General features: G+C 71.9%; 14 protein-coding genes. 6 read left to right on the plus strand and 8 right to left on the minus strand.

What is annotated here, in order from left to right; translation table 11 throughout:
- A complete protein-coding gene (locus ABGB08_RS35805) occupies positions 1–726 on the minus strand; it encodes a methyltransferase domain-containing protein (RefSeq protein WP_347599870.1) in 726 nt (241 codons plus the stop codon).
- A gap of 212 nt (positions 727–938) precedes the next feature.
- Between ABGB08_RS35805 and ABGB08_RS35810 the strand changes: the two genes are divergently transcribed.
- A complete protein-coding gene (locus tag ABGB08_RS35810) occupies positions 939–1,214 on the plus strand; it encodes a hypothetical protein (RefSeq protein ID WP_347599873.1) in 276 nt (91 codons plus the stop codon).
- A gap of 48 nt (positions 1,215–1,262) precedes the next feature.
- On the opposite strand, the gene ABGB08_RS35815 is transcribed toward ABGB08_RS35810, so the two are convergent.
- On the minus strand, positions 1,263–4,544 hold the full coding sequence (locus ABGB08_RS35815; protein WP_347599876.1) for a BTAD domain-containing putative transcriptional regulator: 3,282 nt from the start codon (positions 4,542–4,544) through the stop codon (positions 1,263–1,265).
- 348 nt (positions 4,545–4,892) lie between these two features.
- Between ABGB08_RS35815 and ABGB08_RS35820 the strand changes: the two genes are divergently transcribed.
- From ABGB08_RS35820 to ABGB08_RS35840, 5 genes are all read left to right on the plus strand, one after another.
- Complete coding sequence (locus ABGB08_RS35820) at positions 4,893–5,930, plus strand: hypothetical protein (RefSeq protein ID WP_347599879.1); 1,038 nt, start codon at positions 4,893–4,895, stop codon at positions 5,928–5,930.
- 88 nt (positions 5,931–6,018) lie between these two features.
- Positions 6,019–7,032: an NAD-dependent epimerase/dehydratase family protein gene (locus tag ABGB08_RS35825; RefSeq protein WP_347599882.1), complete on the plus strand. Its 1,014-nt coding sequence runs from the start codon at positions 6,019–6,021 to the stop codon at positions 7,030–7,032.
- A gap of 27 nt (positions 7,033–7,059) precedes the next feature.
- Complete coding sequence (locus ABGB08_RS35830) at positions 7,060–7,743, plus strand: hypothetical protein (protein WP_347599885.1); 684 nt, start codon at positions 7,060–7,062, stop codon at positions 7,741–7,743.
- On the plus strand, positions 7,740–8,726 hold the full coding sequence (locus ABGB08_RS35835) for a glycosyltransferase family 2 protein (RefSeq protein WP_347599888.1): 987 nt from the start codon (positions 7,740–7,742) through the stop codon (positions 8,724–8,726). Before ABGB08_RS35830 ends, ABGB08_RS35835 begins: the two co-directional genes overlap by 4 nt.
- On the plus strand, positions 8,716–9,918 hold the full coding sequence (locus ABGB08_RS35840) for an ATP-grasp domain-containing protein (protein ID WP_347599891.1): 1,203 nt from the start codon (positions 8,716–8,718) through the stop codon (positions 9,916–9,918). The genes ABGB08_RS35835 and ABGB08_RS35840 overlap by 11 nt, the downstream gene beginning before the upstream one ends.
- Here ABGB08_RS35840 and ABGB08_RS35845 read toward each other — a convergent pair.
- The 6 genes from ABGB08_RS35845 to ABGB08_RS35870 form a co-directional block, all read right to left on the minus strand.
- Entirely contained in the window at positions 9,899–11,278 is a 1,380-nt protein-coding gene (locus ABGB08_RS35845; protein ID WP_347599894.1) for a PLP-dependent aminotransferase family protein, read from the minus strand. The genes ABGB08_RS35840 and ABGB08_RS35845 overlap by 20 nt on opposite strands.
- A gap of 109 nt (positions 11,279–11,387) precedes the next feature.
- On the minus strand, positions 11,388–12,668 hold the full coding sequence (locus ABGB08_RS35850; RefSeq protein ID WP_347599897.1) for a hypothetical protein: 1,281 nt from the start codon (positions 12,666–12,668) through the stop codon (positions 11,388–11,390).
- Positions 12,665–13,684: a GNAT family N-acetyltransferase gene (locus tag ABGB08_RS35855; RefSeq protein WP_347599900.1), complete on the minus strand. Its 1,020-nt coding sequence runs from the start codon at positions 13,682–13,684 to the stop codon at positions 12,665–12,667. Before ABGB08_RS35855 ends, ABGB08_RS35850 begins: the two co-directional genes overlap by 4 nt.
- Positions 13,671–14,876: an ATP-grasp domain-containing protein gene (locus tag ABGB08_RS35860; RefSeq protein ID WP_347599903.1), complete on the minus strand. Its 1,206-nt coding sequence runs from the start codon at positions 14,874–14,876 to the stop codon at positions 13,671–13,673. Before ABGB08_RS35860 ends, ABGB08_RS35855 begins: the two co-directional genes overlap by 14 nt.
- Complete coding sequence (locus ABGB08_RS35865) at positions 14,873–15,523, minus strand: hypothetical protein (RefSeq protein ID WP_347599906.1); 651 nt, start codon at positions 15,521–15,523, stop codon at positions 14,873–14,875. The genes ABGB08_RS35860 and ABGB08_RS35865 overlap by 4 nt, the downstream gene beginning before the upstream one ends.
- Positions 15,520–17,325 (minus strand): carbamoyltransferase C-terminal domain-containing protein, encoded by a 1,806-nt coding sequence (locus ABGB08_RS35870; RefSeq protein ID WP_347599909.1) that lies wholly within the window; start codon positions 17,323–17,325, stop codon positions 15,520–15,522. Before ABGB08_RS35870 ends, ABGB08_RS35865 begins: the two co-directional genes overlap by 4 nt.

The raw sequence follows: 17,325 nt of genomic DNA on the forward strand, positions 1-17,325 counted from the left end.
CTATTTGACTGCGAGGAATCCCTCGAAACAGACGTATTTCTGCACGGAGACCACCTGGCCGAACCCGGCGGCACGCAGCGAGGCGATGTTCTCCTCGCTGGTCAGCGGCGCGAGCACGCCTTTGAGGCTGCGCGACTTCCCCAGCACCTCATCCGGCGTGTACCCATTGCTCAACTTGAAATCCTGATAAATCTGCTGGGCCAGATCCTGGAACATCGGGCTGGCCGAGCGGACCTTCTCGTAGACGACGACGGCGCCACCCGGAAGCAGCGCGGAGTAAAGGCCGGCCAGCAGCCGCTGCCGCTGATCGGGGCGGAGAAACTGGAGCGTGTAGTAGATCGCGGCGAAATCGAATCCCTCGAACTCCAGAGCGGTGGCGTCGGCCTCGATGATTTCGATGTCCGGATCCCGCGCGCAGCGCCGCCGCGCCTCCTCCGCCATCCGGGGTTCGACGTCCACGGCCAGGAATCGCACGTCCTTGCCATGGTGCCGCCGGGCGAGCGCGCGGATCAGGGTGCCGGTCGAGCAGCCGATCTCGTAAACGACCCCGCCGGGCCGGACGAAGAACTCGGATAGCTGGGCCACCAGCTCGTGCCCGTCCCGGTAGTACGGAATGCTTTTGTCGGCGTGAATGTCGAAGGTGTCGCAGACATCGCCCGCGAAAGTCCACCTCCCATGCGGGCTGACAATGCCGTCGCCGACCGCCGTGCCATGGAACAAGTTCATAGTTCATGGAACGTCGCCGGGCGCATCGCGCACAGATCCACTCGGAATGCGCATTGACCCGCAAGTGGTCCGATCGACATACCCGGGGGTCCACTCCGGCCCTTCACTTCACCGCAAGTGGCCCTGGGCGGTACGGCGCGGAAAGGGTCCCATGGATTTCGCAAGTCGCGCCGGGCACCCGGCGCGAAAGAAATCATCCCTGGAGGAAGTCAATGACTTCAGAAAGCGCCACGCACGCCCGAGGGCGTGCGCTGGTCCTGCTGGCCGGGATCGGGGTGGCCGTCGCCGCCTTCCTGGCCAGCGGTGCCGCGGACGCCCGCGTCGGGGCCCTGCCCCCGTGCGGCGCCGAACTGCCCATTCCCGGGCACCCGGGCGAGACGTACGAGGTGCTCTGCCCGATCCAAGGTCCGCCGCCGAACGACGATGTTCCGTACGACTTCCAGGAGCCAGACCCTGACTGGCCCTGGCCCGGCCCGATCAACCCCTGATCGGTTGGACGCTCCTGGGGATGCCCCGCGCATCTCCAGGAGCCGGCGTCACCGGACGGTGAGCGGCCGCGGCGATCCGCCGACCCGGCGCAGGCTCGCCGCGACGGCGTTCCGCAGGGGCGGGGCCCCGCAGCGGGCGGCCAGCTCCAGCGCGGCCTCCAGGCGGGTCCGCGCGTCCGCGAGGCGGCCTGCGCGCAGCAGCGCCTCGCCGAAGGCGTGCAGCGACTTGGCCTGCTCCAGGTTGGCCTGGGTGGGGTCCAGCAGGCGGACCGACTCGGCGAGCATGTCCAGCCGGCGCGAGCCGGATTCGACCGAGGCGGCGAACCGCAGCGCCCGGCCGACGGCCCGCGGGGTGCCCCACGCGGTCGCCACGGCCAGCATCTCCCCGGCGGCCTCGCGCGCCTCCTCGCCCCGTCCGAGCAGGGCCAGGCAGCGGACCAGCGGCGCGCGCCAGTCCGAGACCAGCGGGTTGACCAGCGGTTTCCAGCCGCACTCGTCCCGGGTGGCCAGCACCGTCTCGAAGGCCCGCCGGGTCTGGCCCATGGCCAGGTGCACGGCGATCTCGCCAGGGGCGTACAGCACCGCGGTGACGCCGGCGACGTGCCGGGACCTGACCTGCTTGAGCACCTCGGCGGCCGCCTCGACCTCGCCGCGGGCCACCAGCGTCTTCAGCAGCGCGTTGGCGATGAACGGCTCGCCGATTCCGGTGGGCTCACCCTGGCAGCCCTCCCATGACTGCCGCGCGTCGGCGAGCGCCTCGGTCAGGCGGCCGAGGGCGTACATGATCTCCGAGCGGTAGAAGAGGGAGGGGGTGATGCCGCGCGGGGAGCCGGTGCGGCGGCTGTGCGCGAGCGCCGCCTCCACCGACGGCAGCAGCGCGGGTGAGTCACACGGGAGCAGGGCATACCACGCGCAGGTCAGCGGCGGCTCGGCCAGTGGATGGCCGATCAGACGGTCGCCCGCGATGACGTTAAGCCCTCGCCGCTCGGCCGCCTCCCGCCGGTTCTGGTGCGCGTCGTGCAGCGCGAGACCCGCTTCGAGGATGAGCCCGCCGATGGACGTGCCGGGCGGCTCGGCCGCGTAGCCGTCGATCAGCGCGACCAGGTCGGAGCCGTAGCGGGTGCCGTAGGCCACCATCGCGGCGCAGCCCTGCAGCGCCTGCCGGGCGTCCGCGGACATGCCCAGGTCGCGGTCCAGGGATGTCTGGCAGACGCGAGCCGCCTCCCTGGGGCGACTGGTCAGCCACAGCGTGCTGGCCAGACCGTGGGAGATCCGCGCCCGCGCCTCGGGGTCGGGTTCCCTGGCCAGCGCCTCCGACAGCCGCTCGATGGCGGGCCCGGTGCCGACCAGCGCTTCGGCCATGCCGAGCCGGGCCAGGATCCCGGGCCGCCGGTCCCCGAGATCCTCCGCCAGGGCCCGGCGCAGGAAGTCCACCGCGCAGGTCACCGAGCCGCGGGCCAGGCTGAGGTCGGCCGCCTGGGTGAGCACCCCGACCGGGTCGGGCGCGCCGGCGCCGGGCGGGACCTTGAGCAGGTGGGTGGCGGCGGTGATCGGATCCTGGCCGCGGCCGGCCGTCTCGGCGGCGCGCAGGTGCAGGTCGGTGCGGAGCGCCATCGGGATGGCGTCGTATACCGCGGTGCGGATCAGCGGATGGTCGAAGGCGAACCTGGCCGGCACGCCGTCGGCGACGATCAGCTGGCTGGACAGCAGCGGGACCAGCGCGTCCATGGCCTCGCGGGGGGAGATCCCGGCGATCTGGGCCAGCCAGTCACTGCCGGCCGCCTCGCGTAGCACGGCCAGGATCCGGGCCACGTCCACTGCGGCGGGCGGCAGGTGGCGGAGCTGCTGGGCGACGAACCTGGTCACGCCCGCCGGCAGAGTCCTGCGCGCGTCGCCGCCGGAGGCCGCGAGTTCCCGCATCAGGAACGGGTTGCCGCGGCTCATGGTGTGGCACCGGCCGGCCAGCTCCGGGTCCGGCTCGGCGTCGATCGCCTCGGCCAGCAGTTCGGCGCAGCCGTCCCGGCTGAGCGGCCGGAGCACCCGGGTGGTCGCGTGCGGCAGGCCGGCGATGGCCGAGGTCAGATGGCCGATGCGGTCGTGGCCCGGCCGGAGGGCGAGGACGAGCACCACCGGCAGCGCGTCGAGACGGGCGGCCAGGAAGGCCGCGAACCGCACCGAGGGCGTGTCCGCCCAGTGCAGGTCGTCCAGCACGATCACCAGCGGGTGGTCCGCCGCCAGCCCGGCGGTGCGCCGGTAGAGCGAGCTGAGGACGCGGTACTCGCCGTCCGGCGTGGTGGGGACGTCGTCCACCTCGGTGTGGCCGGGGAAGAGCTGCCTGGCGCACGCCCACGCGTAGTCGGGCTCCAGGTCGGTGCCGCGGGCCGCGGCCAGCGGCCAGCCCAGCGCGGCGGCCCGCTTCCTGGCGTGGTTGAGCACGCTGGTCTTCCCGATCCCCGCCGGTCCTTCGAAGATCAGGACATGTCCGGTACGGGTGGCCGCCGCGTGGTCGAGCGCCTGGTCGATGAGGCTGGTCTCGGCGTCCCTTTCGATCAGGGCGGGGCCCGCGAGCCGTCCGGACCGCTCGGGTACGGGCGCACGATCCAGGGCTGGGTCCTGGCGCAGGATCGCCGCCTCCAGGTCGCGCAGCGGCGCGCCGGGGTCGATGCCGAGATCCTCGCGCAGCCGGTCGCGCAACCGGCGGAAGACGGCCAGGGCGTCGGCCTGCCTGCCGCTGCGGTACAGGGCGATCATGAGCTGCCCGTGCAGGTCCTCGTCGAACGGGTACAGCTCCGCCAGGCCCGGGAGTTCCGGCACCAGCGAGGCGTGCTGGCCGAGCAGCAGCCGGCATTCCACGGCCGCCCGCTCCGCCGCCCGCCGCATCCGCTCCAGCCGGTCCGCCTCCCGGGCGAACCATGACAGGCCGGACACGTCGGCGAGGGGCTGTCCCCGCCACAGGCCCTCCGCCCGCTCCAGGGTGGCCAGCCGTTCCACCGGTTCGGCGGTGTGCCTGGCCCGCTCGATCAGCTGCTCCGCCTGGCTCAGATCGGTCCCCCACCCGGTGAGCACGTATCCCGGGGGCCGCGCGAGGATCTTCCCGCGCGCCCCGAGCAGGCGCCGCAGGGACGACACGTGTCGCTGCAGCGAGTTCGCCGCGGTGGCGGGGGGTTCGCCGTCCCACACCGCGTCGATCAGCTGTTCTGCGCCGACCACCTCGCCCGGCCGCAGCGCCAGCCGGGCCAGTACGGCCTTGCGCCGCAGGCCCGGCAGCGGCATGGCCACGCCGTCCACCGTCACATCCACCGGACCCAGCAGCCGCACCAGGACTGACATGAACAAGATCACCTACCGTACGGTTCCACGTCGCTGTGGGGCTCGCCTCTCTCAATGTGGCGTTCCATCCCGTTCCAGGTGGCGTTCCAGCGGTCACGGGAGGCTGTAGGAGTCTGCGCCAGGGGGCCAACGCCCTCGCGCCAGCACGACGCGTACCTTTTCGGCTTATGGGCGGGGTGTGGTTCCGGGCATGGCGAATAGCCCGAATATGCCCCAGTTAAACGAATACCCGGCCTTCCTGATTTGGCGCTGACGTGGCGCTGACGTCTGAAATATCACGCTTTTCCCGCGAATCTGTGGATCCGCCGCTGTGTGATGCTTAAATCCCGACAAGACAGGAAAGGCCCGATGGGCGTTGAGCTTGTGGACCCGCTGAGCGACCCGGAACCCTCGGGATGGCGCGATCTTCACCGGGACGAGGGGCTGACCGCGCCGTGGTCCTATGACGTGATCCGGGAGGCGGCCGGCTCGGCGCGGGCGGGCGTGCTGCCCGCCCTGCTCCACGACGGCGGGCGGGCCTGCGGCATCGCGATCGGCCTCTACCTCGGGCTCGGCCGCGGCAGGCGGCCCCGGCCGCGCCGCGAGCCGGTCCTGCTCGACGTCCGGGTGCCCGGATACTCGCACGGCCCCGGCTGGCACTTCGCCTCCTGGGTCCCGCCGGAGCGCCGGCGCCTGCTGCTGCGCGCCTACGAGCGCGCGGTCCTGGCCTGGCTGGGGAAGGGCTGCGCCGGTCTCGTGTACCGGGGCATGACCGCCACCGATCTGCCCGTGGTGGCGCGCCGGGCGGCCTTCACCCAGGCCGCCGCCACGTCCGGGAGCATGCCCGTGACCTGGACCTCGGCCGAGGAGTGGCTCGGCTCGTTGCGCGCGAGCCGCCGCAAGGACCTGCGCAGGCAGCGCCGCATCGTGGCGCGCTCGGAAGACCTGGAGGTGGAGATCGGAGCCGGGCGCGCCGACCTCGGGCCCGAGGCGCACGCGGAGATGGCGCGCTTGCACGACGACCACGAGCTGCGGCTCAAGTCGATGTGGGAGCCGCACGTGCCGCTGCCCGCGAGCTACTTCGCCGCCCTGCACGGCCGCCCCGACGTGGTCACCGCGACCTACCGGGAACGCCAGGGGCGGCTGCTGGCCTTCGGCGCCCTGCTCGACCATCCCACCCATCCGAAGCTGGGCTCGTGGGCGGCGGTCGATCCCGGCGAAGGCGGCCGCAAGCACCTGTACTTCTACCACTACCTCCGCCTGATCGACCACGTGGCCGGCAGCGGCGGGCGGCGCGAGCTCTCCGCCGGTCAGGGCATGTTCGAGGTCAAGGGTTCGCTCGGATTCCAGCCCGTGCCGATGTGGCGGGTGGTCGTGCCGCGATGGGCGGCGGGACGAACCGCATAGTCCACTTTTTCCGCCGCAAGTGGTTCTGTGATCGCCAGGGAAGCAGGGATAGATTTCCGGCAAATCATCCCGGAACATTAATGGAGGCATGGTGAAGAGTCCCGTTCTCATCACGGGAGTGGCGGGGTTCCTGGGGAGCCATTTAGCCGACGCGCTGCTGGCGGAGGGGCATCAGGTGCGTGGCGTCGACAATCTGATGGGCGGCTACAAGGACAACGTTCCCGGCGCGGTGGATTTCCGGGTCGCCGACTGCCGCGAATCCGGGGCGTACGCCGATCTGCTGGCGGGGGTCGAGACCGTTTACCACTGCGCCGCCGCGCCGTACGAGGGGCTCAGCGTGTTCAGTCCCTTTCACGTGCACGAGCACACCTGCGGCGCCACCGTGGCGCTGCTGTCGGCCGCCGCCGCCGCGGCGGGCGTGCGCCGTTTCGTGTTCTGCTCGTCGATGTCCAGGTACGGCGATGGCCGCCCGCCGTTCGCGGAGACCGACGAGCCCGCCCCCGTGACGCCGTACGGGATCGCGAAGTACGCCGCCGAGCTCATGGTGCGATCGGTCTGCGAGGCGCACGGCATGGAGTTCAACATCGCCGTCCCGCACAACGTCATCGGCCCCCGGCAGCGTTACGACGATCCCTACCGCAACGTCGCCGCCATCATGATCAACCGCATGCTGCGGGGAGAGCGCCCGGTGATCTACGGCGACGGCTCCCAGCTGCGCTGCTTCAGCTTCGTCTCCGACGTCGTGTCGTGCCTGGTCCGGCTCGGCGCGGACGCCCGGGTGCGCGGCGAGGTCGTCAACGTCGGCCCGGACGAGGATCCGGTCTCCGTGCTCACCCTGGCCGAGACCCTCGCCGAGCTCATGGGGGTGCCCTGCGATCCGATCTTCGTGCCGGCCCGGCCCCTGGAGGTCCACCACGCCACCTGCGACTCCGGCAAGGCGCGCCGGCTGCTGGGCTACGAGACGGGGACCACGCTGCGGGAAGGGCTGCGGAGCATGATCGATTGGATCTCGGCGCGCGGGCCGCGGGAGTTCGACTACGGCCTGGAGCTGGAGATCGTCTCGGCGCTCACGCCCAGAACCTGGACCGACCACCTGATCTGACCGCATCACAGACCACTCGGAGTCCCCATGCCTGTAGACGCCTTACCAGAGCACCGCGCGCCGTTCCTGCGGGCGAACGCGGTCACCCTCGTCGCCGGGACGACGGGCCTGGCGCTCGCGGCGATCGTGTGGCTCCGGCTGCCGCACGAGCACACCATCGAATCCCTGTGGATCTTCCTGTTCAAGCTGCTGCCGTTCGTCGCGATGAGCGTCGCGATCGCGTGGCTGGATCCGGCGTGGGCGCGGTGGCTGCGGCTGCCGATGATCCTCATCCCCGCCTGCTTCCTGATCTTCTACGCCGTGTTCATCCCCCGGATGTTCTTCGTCGCCGGTGAGCCGGGCTCGGAGTACTACTACACGGTCCTGACGCTGGTCCCGTTCATCATCCTGTCCATCGCGCTGGCCTACCGGCTTGGCGGCGGCTCGCGCTCGGGCACGCTGCGGCTGTGCGGGGCGATGATCATCCTCCAGCTTTCCGGGCTTGAGGATCTGGCCTTCCTGGTCATCAACCCGCACACCGATCCGGCGTGGACGCCCATCCCGGAGGTGTGGCACTGGGCCGAGCACATCAGGGTCAGGCTCGGGCACTATCCGGCCAAGCACGAGGCGTACATCTTCATCGCGGTGCACGTGGCGCTGGCGATCGCGGTGCTGGCGGTGCCGGGGCGGGCGGTCCGGTCTCTCAGCCGGCGGCTGCGGCGGTCCCCGTGACCGGGCTGACGGCCGTGGTGCCCTGTTTCAACGAGGGCGAGCAGGTGGCGGCGGCGCATCGCGCCATCGTGAGCGCGCTCGGCGCGATCCCCGAGCTGGAGATCATCTTCATCGACGACGGCAGCTCGGACGACACGTTGGAGCACATGCGCGCGATCGCCGCGATAGACCGGCGCGTGCGGTATATCTCGTTCTCGCGCAATTTCGGGCTCTCGGCCGCGATCAGCGCGGGGTTCCGCTACGCGAGCCGCCCGTGGATCGTCCAGCTCGACGCCGACCTGCAGGTCCCGCCGGACCAGACGTGGGTGCTGCTGGCCGAGGCGGCCAAGGGCTACGACGTGGTGTTCGGCACCCGGCGGGTCCGGCATGATCCACTCCTGCGCCGGCTGGGAGCCGCAGGCCACCAGTGGGCGGCCAAACGGCTGCTCGGCGTCGAGGTGCCAATGGGGGCTTCGTCTTTCCGGGTGCTCCGCGCGCCGGTGGCCCGCACCCTGGCCGAGCTGCGGATGAACAACGCGTACTTCGCCGCGAAGGTGCCGCTGGTGACCTCCCGCTATACCGCGGTCGAGACGACCCACCAAGCCCGGGAGTCCGGGGGGTCGCGGTTCCGCCCGCTGCGTCTTGGCGGGCACGCCTTCGAGCTGTTCTTCGGTTTCTCGTGGCGGCCGCTCAACGCCGCGTACCTGATCGCGGCGGTGGCGGCGGCCGTGGCCGCCGTGGCCGCCGTGGGCTGGCTGCTGGGCGTGATCGCGCCGGCGGGCGTGGCGCTGGCGGCGCTGGACAGCTCGGCGCTGACCGCCGTCGTGTGCGCCCTGTCGGCGCGCTACCTGCACCGGTTGATGCTGGACTCCACGCCGTTGCGCGCCTTCTACATCGCCGAGTCGAATCTGGACGTCCTGCCCGAGGACACCCTGGACGGGGGCGTGCCCGCCGTGCCCCCGCCCGCGCTGCCGCTTGAGAAAGGGCACGATCATGTCCGCTGACGGGCCGCTGCTGGTGCTGGGGGCCGGGGAGGAGCAGTTGCCGCTGTTCCGGGAGGCGCGCCTGCGGGGTCTGCGTACCATCGCGGTGGACTGGCGGGACGACCGGCCGGGGGTACCGCTGGCCGACCGGTTCCTGCGGGTCTCGACCCGCGACCACGCCGCCGTGGTCGCGGCGCTCGGCGAGACCCGGCCGAGCGGCGTGGTGTCGGCGGGCAGCGACATGTGCCTGCTGAGCTGGCACATGCTCTCCCGGAGGTACGGCACCCCGCACCTCTATCCTCGGGAGGCCGCCGACGCGTCGATGGACAAGGCCGCCTTCCACCGGATCGCGCGGAGCGCGGGCCTGCCCGGCTACCGGTGGGCGGTGACGCGCCGGGCCGAGCCAATGCCCGGGCTGGAGTTCCCCGTGGTGGTCAAGCCGGTGGACGCCTCCGGCGGCAAGGGGGTCGCGCTGGTGCGCGAACCGTCCGGGCTGGTCGCGGCGCTCGCCGCCGCGCTGGCGCATTCGGTGTGCGGCGAGGCCGTCGTGGAGGAGTTCCGCGAGGGCAGGAACATCACCGTCGAGGTCTTCCTGCGGGACGGCGCGGCCGCCTTCTCCGTGCTCACCGAGAAGCGGGTGATCCCGGGCCCGGGCTTCCTGATCGGCGGGCACACCTGCCCGGCCCCGATCGCCGCGGAATCACGGAGGAGGATCGTCGAGGCGGCCCTGCGGCTGTGCGCGGCGATGGGATGGCGTGACGGGCCCGCCCATTTCGACGTCATCCTGGCTCCGGACGGTACGCCCTACGTGCTGGAGGTGGGGGCGAGGCTGTGCGGCAACGGGTATCCGCGGCTCACCCGCGCGGTGTACGGCGTCGACACGGTCGGCGCGCTGATCTCTCTCGCGCTGGGCGAACCTTACGACCTGACGCCGCGGCGGCACGGCCACGGCATCATCCACGTGCTGCGCTCACCGTACGAATGGGACGGGGGGCTGGCCCGCGTCGACGGTCTGGACGAGGTCAGGGCGCTGCCCGGGGTGGCCGACGCGGAGGTGGTGACGCCCGTGGGGGCGCCGGTCCATCCGTTCACGCAGTCGGGGCACAAGCTCGGCTACCTGGTGGTGACCGGCGACTCCGCCGAGGACGCGGAGGCCACGCTGAAGAAGGCGCTCGCGACGCTGCGCCTGGTGATCACTCGCGGGCCGCGCTGACCGTGCGCCGGATGACCCGCAGGGTGGCGCCGAGCACCGCCTCGCCGAGGTGGCCGAACCCGATGACGAGCCCGTTCAGCGCGGGCGACCGGGGATGCACGTAGGAGTCGAGCTCGGTGAGGTGGATCCGCTGGACGGCGAGGGCGCGGACGACCCGCTTCGCGCACACCTCGTCCGGCAGCAGCAGCGTCGCCGTGCCTCCGGCCCGCAGCAGCCGCGTGCCGGGCTGGTCACCCAGGGCCTGCCACACCAGCCGCCACAGCGCGGCGTGCCGCCCGGCGAGCCGGGTGAGGTGCGCGGCCATGCCGCCGGAGGCCAGCAGATCGCTGACGGCCAGCTGCACGAGCGGCGACGGCTGCTCGTAGTGGGCGGGATCGGTCTTGGCGATCGTCTCGGCCAGGCCGCGCTCGACGACGGCGAAGCCCAGGTGCAACGCCGGGGTCAGGACGGCGCCGAAGGAGCCGATCAGGGCGGCGTGCTCAGAGCGCGCCAGCGACATGAGGGGCGGCAGCGGGCTGACGTCCAGGTCCAGGACGCCGCCCAGGGCCGGTTCGATGAGGAGCGACCCGCGCGTGCGCGCGTCCTCGGCCAGCGCCCGCCTGCGCTCCAGCGACAGCCGCGCGCCCAGCAGCGGGTTGCGCTCCGGGGTCAGCACCGCGGCGTCCCAGTCCCCGCGCATCAGGTCGAGGCGCACGCCCTGGTCGTCGACCGGGACGGACGACACCCGGCCCTGCCTGGCCGCCACCGTGCGCGCCATGGGCAGCGCGGGACACTCCAGCGCGATCACCGGATCCTCGCCGAGGGCGCTCAGCACCAGCCGCAGAGCGCTGTCCTGGCTGCTGGTGACGACCACCTCGTGCCGATCCAGCACGATTCCCCGCGCCTGGAGGAGGTGCCCGGCGATGGCCGCGCGCAGTTCCGGCAGCCCCAGCGGCGGCGCCTCCGCGACGCCGGGGGCGATGTAGCTGACCGTGCGCCAGGCCGCCCGCCAGGCCGGCAGCGGGAAGCAGTCCGAGCTCGGCCGGTCCGGCCGCAGATCGATGGCCGGCGCCGGTCCCGGCCTGCCGGACGCGGGGGCCGTGCGCGCGGCGTCCAGGGAGTCTTTCGCGACGTAGGTTCCCGAGCCGACGACTCCGGTGATGTAACCGTCGGCGTAGAGGGCGTCGTAGGTTCCGACCACGACGCCGCGCGACACCTTGAGTATTCTCGCCAGCGCCCTGGTGGAGGGCATCCGGGTTCCGGTGGCGAGCCGGCCCGAGTCGATGGCCGCCTTCAACTGCGTCAGCAGTTGCTCCTGGAGCGGCGGGGCCTGGTTTCTGTCTAGGAGCAGAGGAACGCTGAGTCGCTGTGGCTGGCGCATTTTCTCCCCGGAACGCGTCTTTCCGTCGCCGCCCCCGCCGGCGGCGCTTGACCCCTTCATGGTGTCCGGGCGGCCTGAAAATCCGCTGACGCGGTGCTGAAGCAGGAGGTCAGCGCGGGGTCACCTTCGAGATCACCGTGCGCAGCTTGCCCGTGCGCCCGCGCGCGATCCGGGCGGTCAGCCGGACCTCCACCCTGACCTCCCCGCCGAACAGCGCGCCCAGCTCCCGCTCGATCACGGCCGGGGTGGAGTCCCGGTGCGCCTCGGCGACGTTGACCCGGACCAGGACGTGATCGAGGCTCTCCTGGATGAGCACGTGCTCCAGCAGTCCGGGCAGGTGCTCGTAGACCGGGTTGATCGCCCGGGGGCTGAGCCGCCGGCCGGAGGGCAGGACGACGAAGTCGTCGACCCGCCCCTGCACCAGCTTCATGGTGGGGAACCCGCTGCCGCACGGGCAGATCTCGTCGCCGGGCACGCCGACGTCGCCGATCGCGTAGCGGAACAGCGGCATGGCGCGGTTGCTCAGCCCGGTGAGCAGGATCTCCCCTTCCTCGCCGGGCCCGGCGGGCCGCCCGTCCCGGACGAATTCCACGATCACGTTGTCGGCCGCGAGGTGGTAGCGGTGCCGCGGGCACTCGTAGGCGATGTGGTGGAACTCGAAGGCGCCGTAATCGTCGAAGCAGTCACACTGGAATCCCTCGCTGATCTGCCTGCGCAGCCCCTCGGTCAGCAGTTCGGAGTGCAGGTGGATGGCGCGTGGCCGGATGCGGGACAGCTCCGCCGGGGTGGCCGTGGCCAGGATCAGCTGCAGGATCGAGGGATAGGCCGTGATGAAGTGGGGCCGGACGCGCAGCAGGTCCGCCACGTAGCCGCGCGGGTCCGCCTGGGTGAGATCGACGCGTTCCCGCCGCCCGAGGCCGAGCCGCTCCCAGGGCAGCGGCGTGAGCCGCTCGTAGGCCGTGTACGCCACCCGGTGCCACGGCCGGTAGCCGATGGCCGCCAGGTGCCGGTAGGCGAAGGCGAAGTACCGGTTGTACGCCTCGCGCGAGTGGTAGAACTTCATCACGGTCCCGGAGGAGCCGGAGGTGGCGTCCTCGAACGTGTTGGCCGGGGAGTAGCCCCGCGCCAGCGCCCGGGTGATTCCGTACCGCTGGAGTTCGGCCTTGGTCGTCGTGGGCAGCCTGGCCAGATCGGCGATCGACCTGATGTCTTCGGGGCGCACCCCGGCCGCCTCGAACTTGTCGCGGTAGAACCGGCTGCGGTTCCAGGCGTACTCGACCATGCGGCGCAGGGAGCGGTCCTGGCGGCGCCGCACCTGGTCCGGCGTCAGCCTCTCGTTGCGGAGCGCGCGGATCACGGCGGCGCCCTGCTGTATCGCGTCTCGCATCATGACATCCTCCGCAGCGGCCAGCCGACGCACCGGTTCAGGATTGGACTGCGCATGGCGAGCAGGCGTCCCCTCGGTTCCTGGCACACGCCGAACTGTTTCTTCGTCTCGTACGCCGATGCGCCGAATTGCACCCGGCGCACGCCCAGCGTGATCGCGGTCCGCACACACGCGGCGACCAGCGCGTGGTAAGCGCTGGTGCCCTCGGTCAGCCCGTAGTCCCGGCCGATCCATTTGGCGGACAGGTCATCGCCGTCCCGGAGCAGGGCGACACATCCGGCCAGCTCCTCGTTCCGGTAGGCGGCCAGGACGGTCAGATCGTCACCCAGCACGGCGGCGGCCTCCTGGAACAGCCCTGGCACGAACCGGTGAATGCCGTGGTGGCGCCGCACCACATCGCCCACCAGGCGATCCAGGCGCGGATCGCCCCGCTCGGCCAAGGGCCGCACGGTTATACCCTCGCCGAGAGAGCGCCGTGCGACCCGCCGAACCTCCTGCCGCCGCTTCCTGGGCAGGCTCCCCAGGTACTCCTCGAACGAACTCCACGCCACGTCCATGCGCGTCTCCGGCGCCATGACGAGCGCATGACACCTGTCCAGGCCGCTCCAGGCCGGATGGCCGACCGGCAGGTGGTCGATGACGCTGAACGGGGCACGCTCGCGCCGGGTCAGGGCGCGGAGCTCCCGGCACAGGGCGGCGAACTCGTCAAGGTCCCGCGCCAGCAGCCCGGCCTTCGACATCATGGGCACCCCCACGTGCAGGTACGGCGTCCGCCGCAGCACCCACCCGAACCGCGCCTCCAGGGCAGGGTTCTGCAGCCGCTGTTCGAGCGTGCACGCCGCCGCGGCCACCAGCCGTCCCCGGCGGCGCAGCAACAGGTATCTGGGCCGGTGACCGGCCAGCACCCGCTCGGCCAGCCGCAGCCAGCGATGCCCGGTGAAGTCGCCGACCGTGCCAAGAGCGTCCCACTCGGCGGGATCGACGGACGTGATCGTGTCCAGCACCTCAGTGGAGTACATGGCTCGCCACCGTGAAGCGCAGCGTCCGCGACACGGCCGCGGCGGCGGCGTCGAGCGCGGCGACGCTGTCCCCGCGCAGGACCACCCAGCCCAGCTTGTCCGACACCTCGCGGTAAGGTCGCACCTGCTGCCCGGGTCGCGCCAGGATCACCAACTCGGCCACGCCTGGGAGCGCCCTGGCCCGCTCAGCGCCGGACACCGAGACAAGCCTCCCCGCCTGCTCGGCGGCCAGCACTTTCCACATGACCGGCCGCGGTATGTGCGGCCTCAACTCGATCGGCTCGCCGACCGCGGCCCGCACCGCCGCCCGGACCGGATCCACCCCGTGGCAGATCCGCGTCAGGTCGTCGATGCCGTTCCCTCCCGTGCGCACCCCCAGCTCGATCAGGTACGGCTCGCCGCCCGGCGTGACGACCAGGTCGAGATTGAGCGGCCCGCGCCGGTAGCCCAGCAGCCCGCAGACCCGGTTCACCAGCCGCCGACAGGCCCGCTCGACCTCGGGGGGCAGCCCGGCGGGCATGGCGTGCGCCGTGGTCAGTGTCAGCGGCGGCGGGCTCAGCGTGCGCCGGGTCATCGCCATGAACACCACCCGGCCGCCCTCGATGACGCACTCGCAGCCGCAGTGCGTGCCGCGGATCTCCTCCTCGACCAAGATCCCGCCGCCGTAGGCCCGCTCCTTCGCCGCCTGCGCGGCCGCCAGGATCTGCTCGGGCGACTCGCATCTGGTCACCCCGCGGCCCCCCTGCGCGTCCGCGGGCTTGACCACCACCGGAAACCGGAGGCCGCGGGCACGTTCGGCGATCTCGCGGGGATCGTGGCTCGCGATCCACCGATAGGAGGAGACACCCAGCCCGTCGAGCATGCTCCTCAGCACCGTCTTGTCCACCGACGCGCGGACGGCCGTCTCCGACAGGTGGACAGGCAGCCCGAGGACACGGGTCAGCTGGAGCAGGGTGGGCAGGGCGATGTCGCTGCACGGCGCGATGACCCCGGCCAGGTCGCCGCGCGGGGCGAGCGCGCGCTGGATCCCGTCGGCGTCCCTGGTGCTCAGCGGCACGTACTCGTCCGCCACGGCGACGCCGGGCGCGGCGGCCGAGCGGTCCACGGCGATCGTCCGGTAGCCCATCTCGGCCGCGATCCGGTAGGTGGACAGCGCGCCGTCCGCCGCGCCGAGCACGACGAGGGTCTTCACGACGCCACGTGCCCGCGCGCGAGCCACCGCTCGGCGACCCTGTCCAGCGGCAGCAGGAGCACGGCGAGGGCCAGCGCCAGGTGCACGGCCATGAAGATCACGGCAGCGGTGACGCTGGGCGGCCCGCCGAGGAAGACGATGATGTGCGAGGCCCAGCTCAGCTCGGACGGCCTGCCGTTCTGCCAGTCGTAGGTCAGCCAGAAGGTGAGGTCGTTGAGCCCGGAGATGACCACCAGGATGGCGGCGAACCCGGCCTTGAGCACCGCCGTGGTCCGCGCACCCGCCATGCGGTAGGCGAAGAGCGCGAACAGCACCACGAACGTCACCGTCAGCAGCTGGAACTGGTAGATCGGCTGGAACGCGGCGTCCTGCTCGGCGGGCGGGACCGCGCCGTACGCGAGGATCCGCAGGACCAGCCCAGTGTCCAGGAAGCCCATGTAGACGACCGTGGCGAGAACCAGCAGCCAGGGCGCGGCTCTCCAGCGGGGCAGCAGCGCCACCGTCACCACGGCGAGCACGAACGGGCTGAGCCTGAATGCCCAGTCGGCCAGGTCGCCCAGTGTCTGCTTCGGCGGCAGCACGATCATGATCAGGTAGACCAGGGCCGCCGTCGGGACTCCCGGAACCAGCCAGAGCCAGTTCTTCACGCGCCGGCCTCCTTCCGCGTCCAGAAGGGGCCGAGCGCGAGCGCGTCGACGTCGGTCTTGCGGAAGCAGGCGACCGCGTCCTCCGGCGTGCACACGATGGGCTCGTCGTTGTCGTTGAACGAGGTGTTCATCAGCATCGGCACACCGGTCAGCTCCGCGAACCTCTCGATGAGCCGGTGGTAGAGCGGGTTGTCGTCCCGGCACACCGTCTGCACCCGGGCGGTGCCGTCCACGTGCGTGATCGCGGGCACCCGATCGCGCTGATGCGCCAGCACGTCGGAGACCAGCAGCATGACCGGCGACGGGTGGTCGCCCGCGAAGTACTCCCCCGCGCGCTCCGCCAGGCACGACGGCGCGAACGGCCGGAACGCCTCGCGGTGCTTGACCTTCTCGTTCATCCGGGTCTTGGCCTCGGGATCCCGGGGGTCGGCGAGCAGCGACCTGTTGCCCAGGGCGCGCGGGCCGCACTCCATCCGCCCCTGGAACCAGCCCACGATCAGGCCGTCGGCGAGCGCCGCCGCGGTGTGCGCGGCGATGTCGTCCACCCGCTGGTACGGCAGCCCGGCGTCGGACAGCGCGCGTTCCATCCGGTCCTCGCCGAACTGGGGTCCCGTGTAGATGAAGCCCCCGGTCGGCCGGGGGCGGCCGTAGCGGCCCACCGACACCTCCAGGGCCGCGCCGAGCGCCGACCCGTCGTCGGCCGCCGCCGGTTGGGCGAAGAACTCCTCGAACGGCGTCTCCCGCAGGATCCGGCCGTTCATGACCGAGTTCAGCGCCACGCCGCCGGCCACGGCCAGCCTGGGCAGGCCGGTTCGCTCGTGCAGCCACCTGGCCAGGTGCAGGCCCGCGCGTTCCAGCGTCGCCTGCAACGCGTAGGCGATGTCCATGTAGTGCTGCGAGATCGGGTTGTCCCTGGTGACTTTCGTGCGGGGCCGGGGCGGGCCGAAGGTGTCGAGGAACTTGCGCGAGACCAGGTGCCTGCCGTTGACGTGATGCCGGAACCAGCTCAGGTTCAGCTCGAACCCGCCGTCGGGGTCCAGGTGGACGAGGTCGGCGAACTGCTCGGTGTAGGTGGCGGAGCCGAAGGGGGCCAGGCCCATCACCTTGCCCTCGTCCACGGTGGGGTGGAAACCGAGGTAGCCGGTGATGATCGCGTACATGGCGCCCAGGGAGTGCGGGTACTTGACGCGCCGCAGGTCGGAGATCTTGCCGCCGTGCGCGACGGCGAGGCAGGTGCTCGTGCCGTCGCTGCCGACGCCGTCCATGGTGAGGACGGCGGCGGAGTCGAACGGGGAGACGTAGAAGGCGCTGGCCGCGTGCGCGCGGTGATGGTCGATCAGATGCACCTTGAACCGGGTCGGGCCGGTGTGCCCGACGGCGTCCCTGATCTCCTGGCCGATCGTGTAGGTGCGTTTGACATGCGCGAGCACCGCCCCGCCGACGTGGAAGTCGTCCACGCCTCCGGATCCCCCGCCGTGCCGCCAGGTCTCCCGCCAGCCGGCCGAGCGCACGCCCCCCTCGCGCCTGTTGCGGAACACCTCCAGGGTGCCCGGGAAGTAGCGGGCGAACACCCTGGCCGCGTGCGCCACCTCGGGCCAGCGCTGCCAGTAGAAGGCGACGTGGTCGACCTCGGCCAGGGTGATGCCCGCCTGGTCGAGGCAGGAGTTGATCGCCCCGCCGGGAAAGCGGCCGTCGTGCTTGACGCGGCTGAACCGTTCCTCCTCCGCGAACGCGACGATCTCGCCGTCGCGTACGAGCGCCGCCGCCGAGTCGTGGACCCGGGATATGCCAAGGACGTACAT

This window comes from Acrocarpospora sp. B8E8, assembly GCF_039871605.1.
GTDB lineage: Bacteria > Actinomycetota > Actinomycetes > Streptosporangiales > Streptosporangiaceae > Acrocarpospora > Acrocarpospora macrocephala.

What these genes read in the sequence shown, in the direction of transcription:
- ABGB08_RS35805 (WP_347599870.1), bottom strand. Translation starts at nt 726, where the DNA reads ATGAACTTGTTCCATGGCACGGCGGTCGGCGACGGCATTGTCAGCCCG.
- ABGB08_RS35850 (WP_347599897.1), bottom strand. Translation starts at nt 12,668, where the DNA reads ATGATGCGAGACGCGATACAGCAGGGCGCCGCCGTGATCCGCGCGCTC.
- ABGB08_RS35830 (WP_347599885.1), top strand. Translation starts at nt 7,060, where the DNA reads ATGCCTGTAGACGCCTTACCAGAGCACCGCGCGCCGTTCCTGCGGGCG.
- ABGB08_RS35845 (WP_347599894.1), bottom strand. Translation starts at nt 11,278, where the DNA reads ATGCGCCAGCCACAGCGACTCAGCGTTCCTCTGCTCCTAGACAGAAAC.
- ABGB08_RS35840 (WP_347599891.1), top strand. Translation starts at nt 8,716, where the DNA reads ATGTCCGCTGACGGGCCGCTGCTGGTGCTGGGGGCCGGGGAGGAGCAG.
- ABGB08_RS35855 (WP_347599900.1), bottom strand. Translation starts at nt 13,684, where the DNA reads ATGTACTCCACTGAGGTGCTGGACACGATCACGTCCGTCGATCCCGCC.
- ABGB08_RS35815 (WP_347599876.1), bottom strand. Translation starts at nt 4,544, where the DNA reads ATGTCAGTCCTGGTGCGGCTGCTGGGTCCGGTGGATGTGACGGTGGAC.
- ABGB08_RS35810 (WP_347599873.1), top strand. Translation starts at nt 939, where the DNA reads ATGACTTCAGAAAGCGCCACGCACGCCCGAGGGCGTGCGCTGGTCCTG.
- ABGB08_RS35820 (WP_347599879.1), top strand. Translation starts at nt 4,893, where the DNA reads ATGGGCGTTGAGCTTGTGGACCCGCTGAGCGACCCGGAACCCTCGGGA.
- ABGB08_RS35870 (WP_347599909.1), bottom strand. Translation starts at nt 17,325, where the DNA reads ATGTACGTCCTTGGCATATCCCGGGTCCACGACTCGGCGGCGGCGCTC.
- ABGB08_RS35825 (WP_347599882.1), top strand. Translation starts at nt 6,019, where the DNA reads ATGGTGAAGAGTCCCGTTCTCATCACGGGAGTGGCGGGGTTCCTGGGG.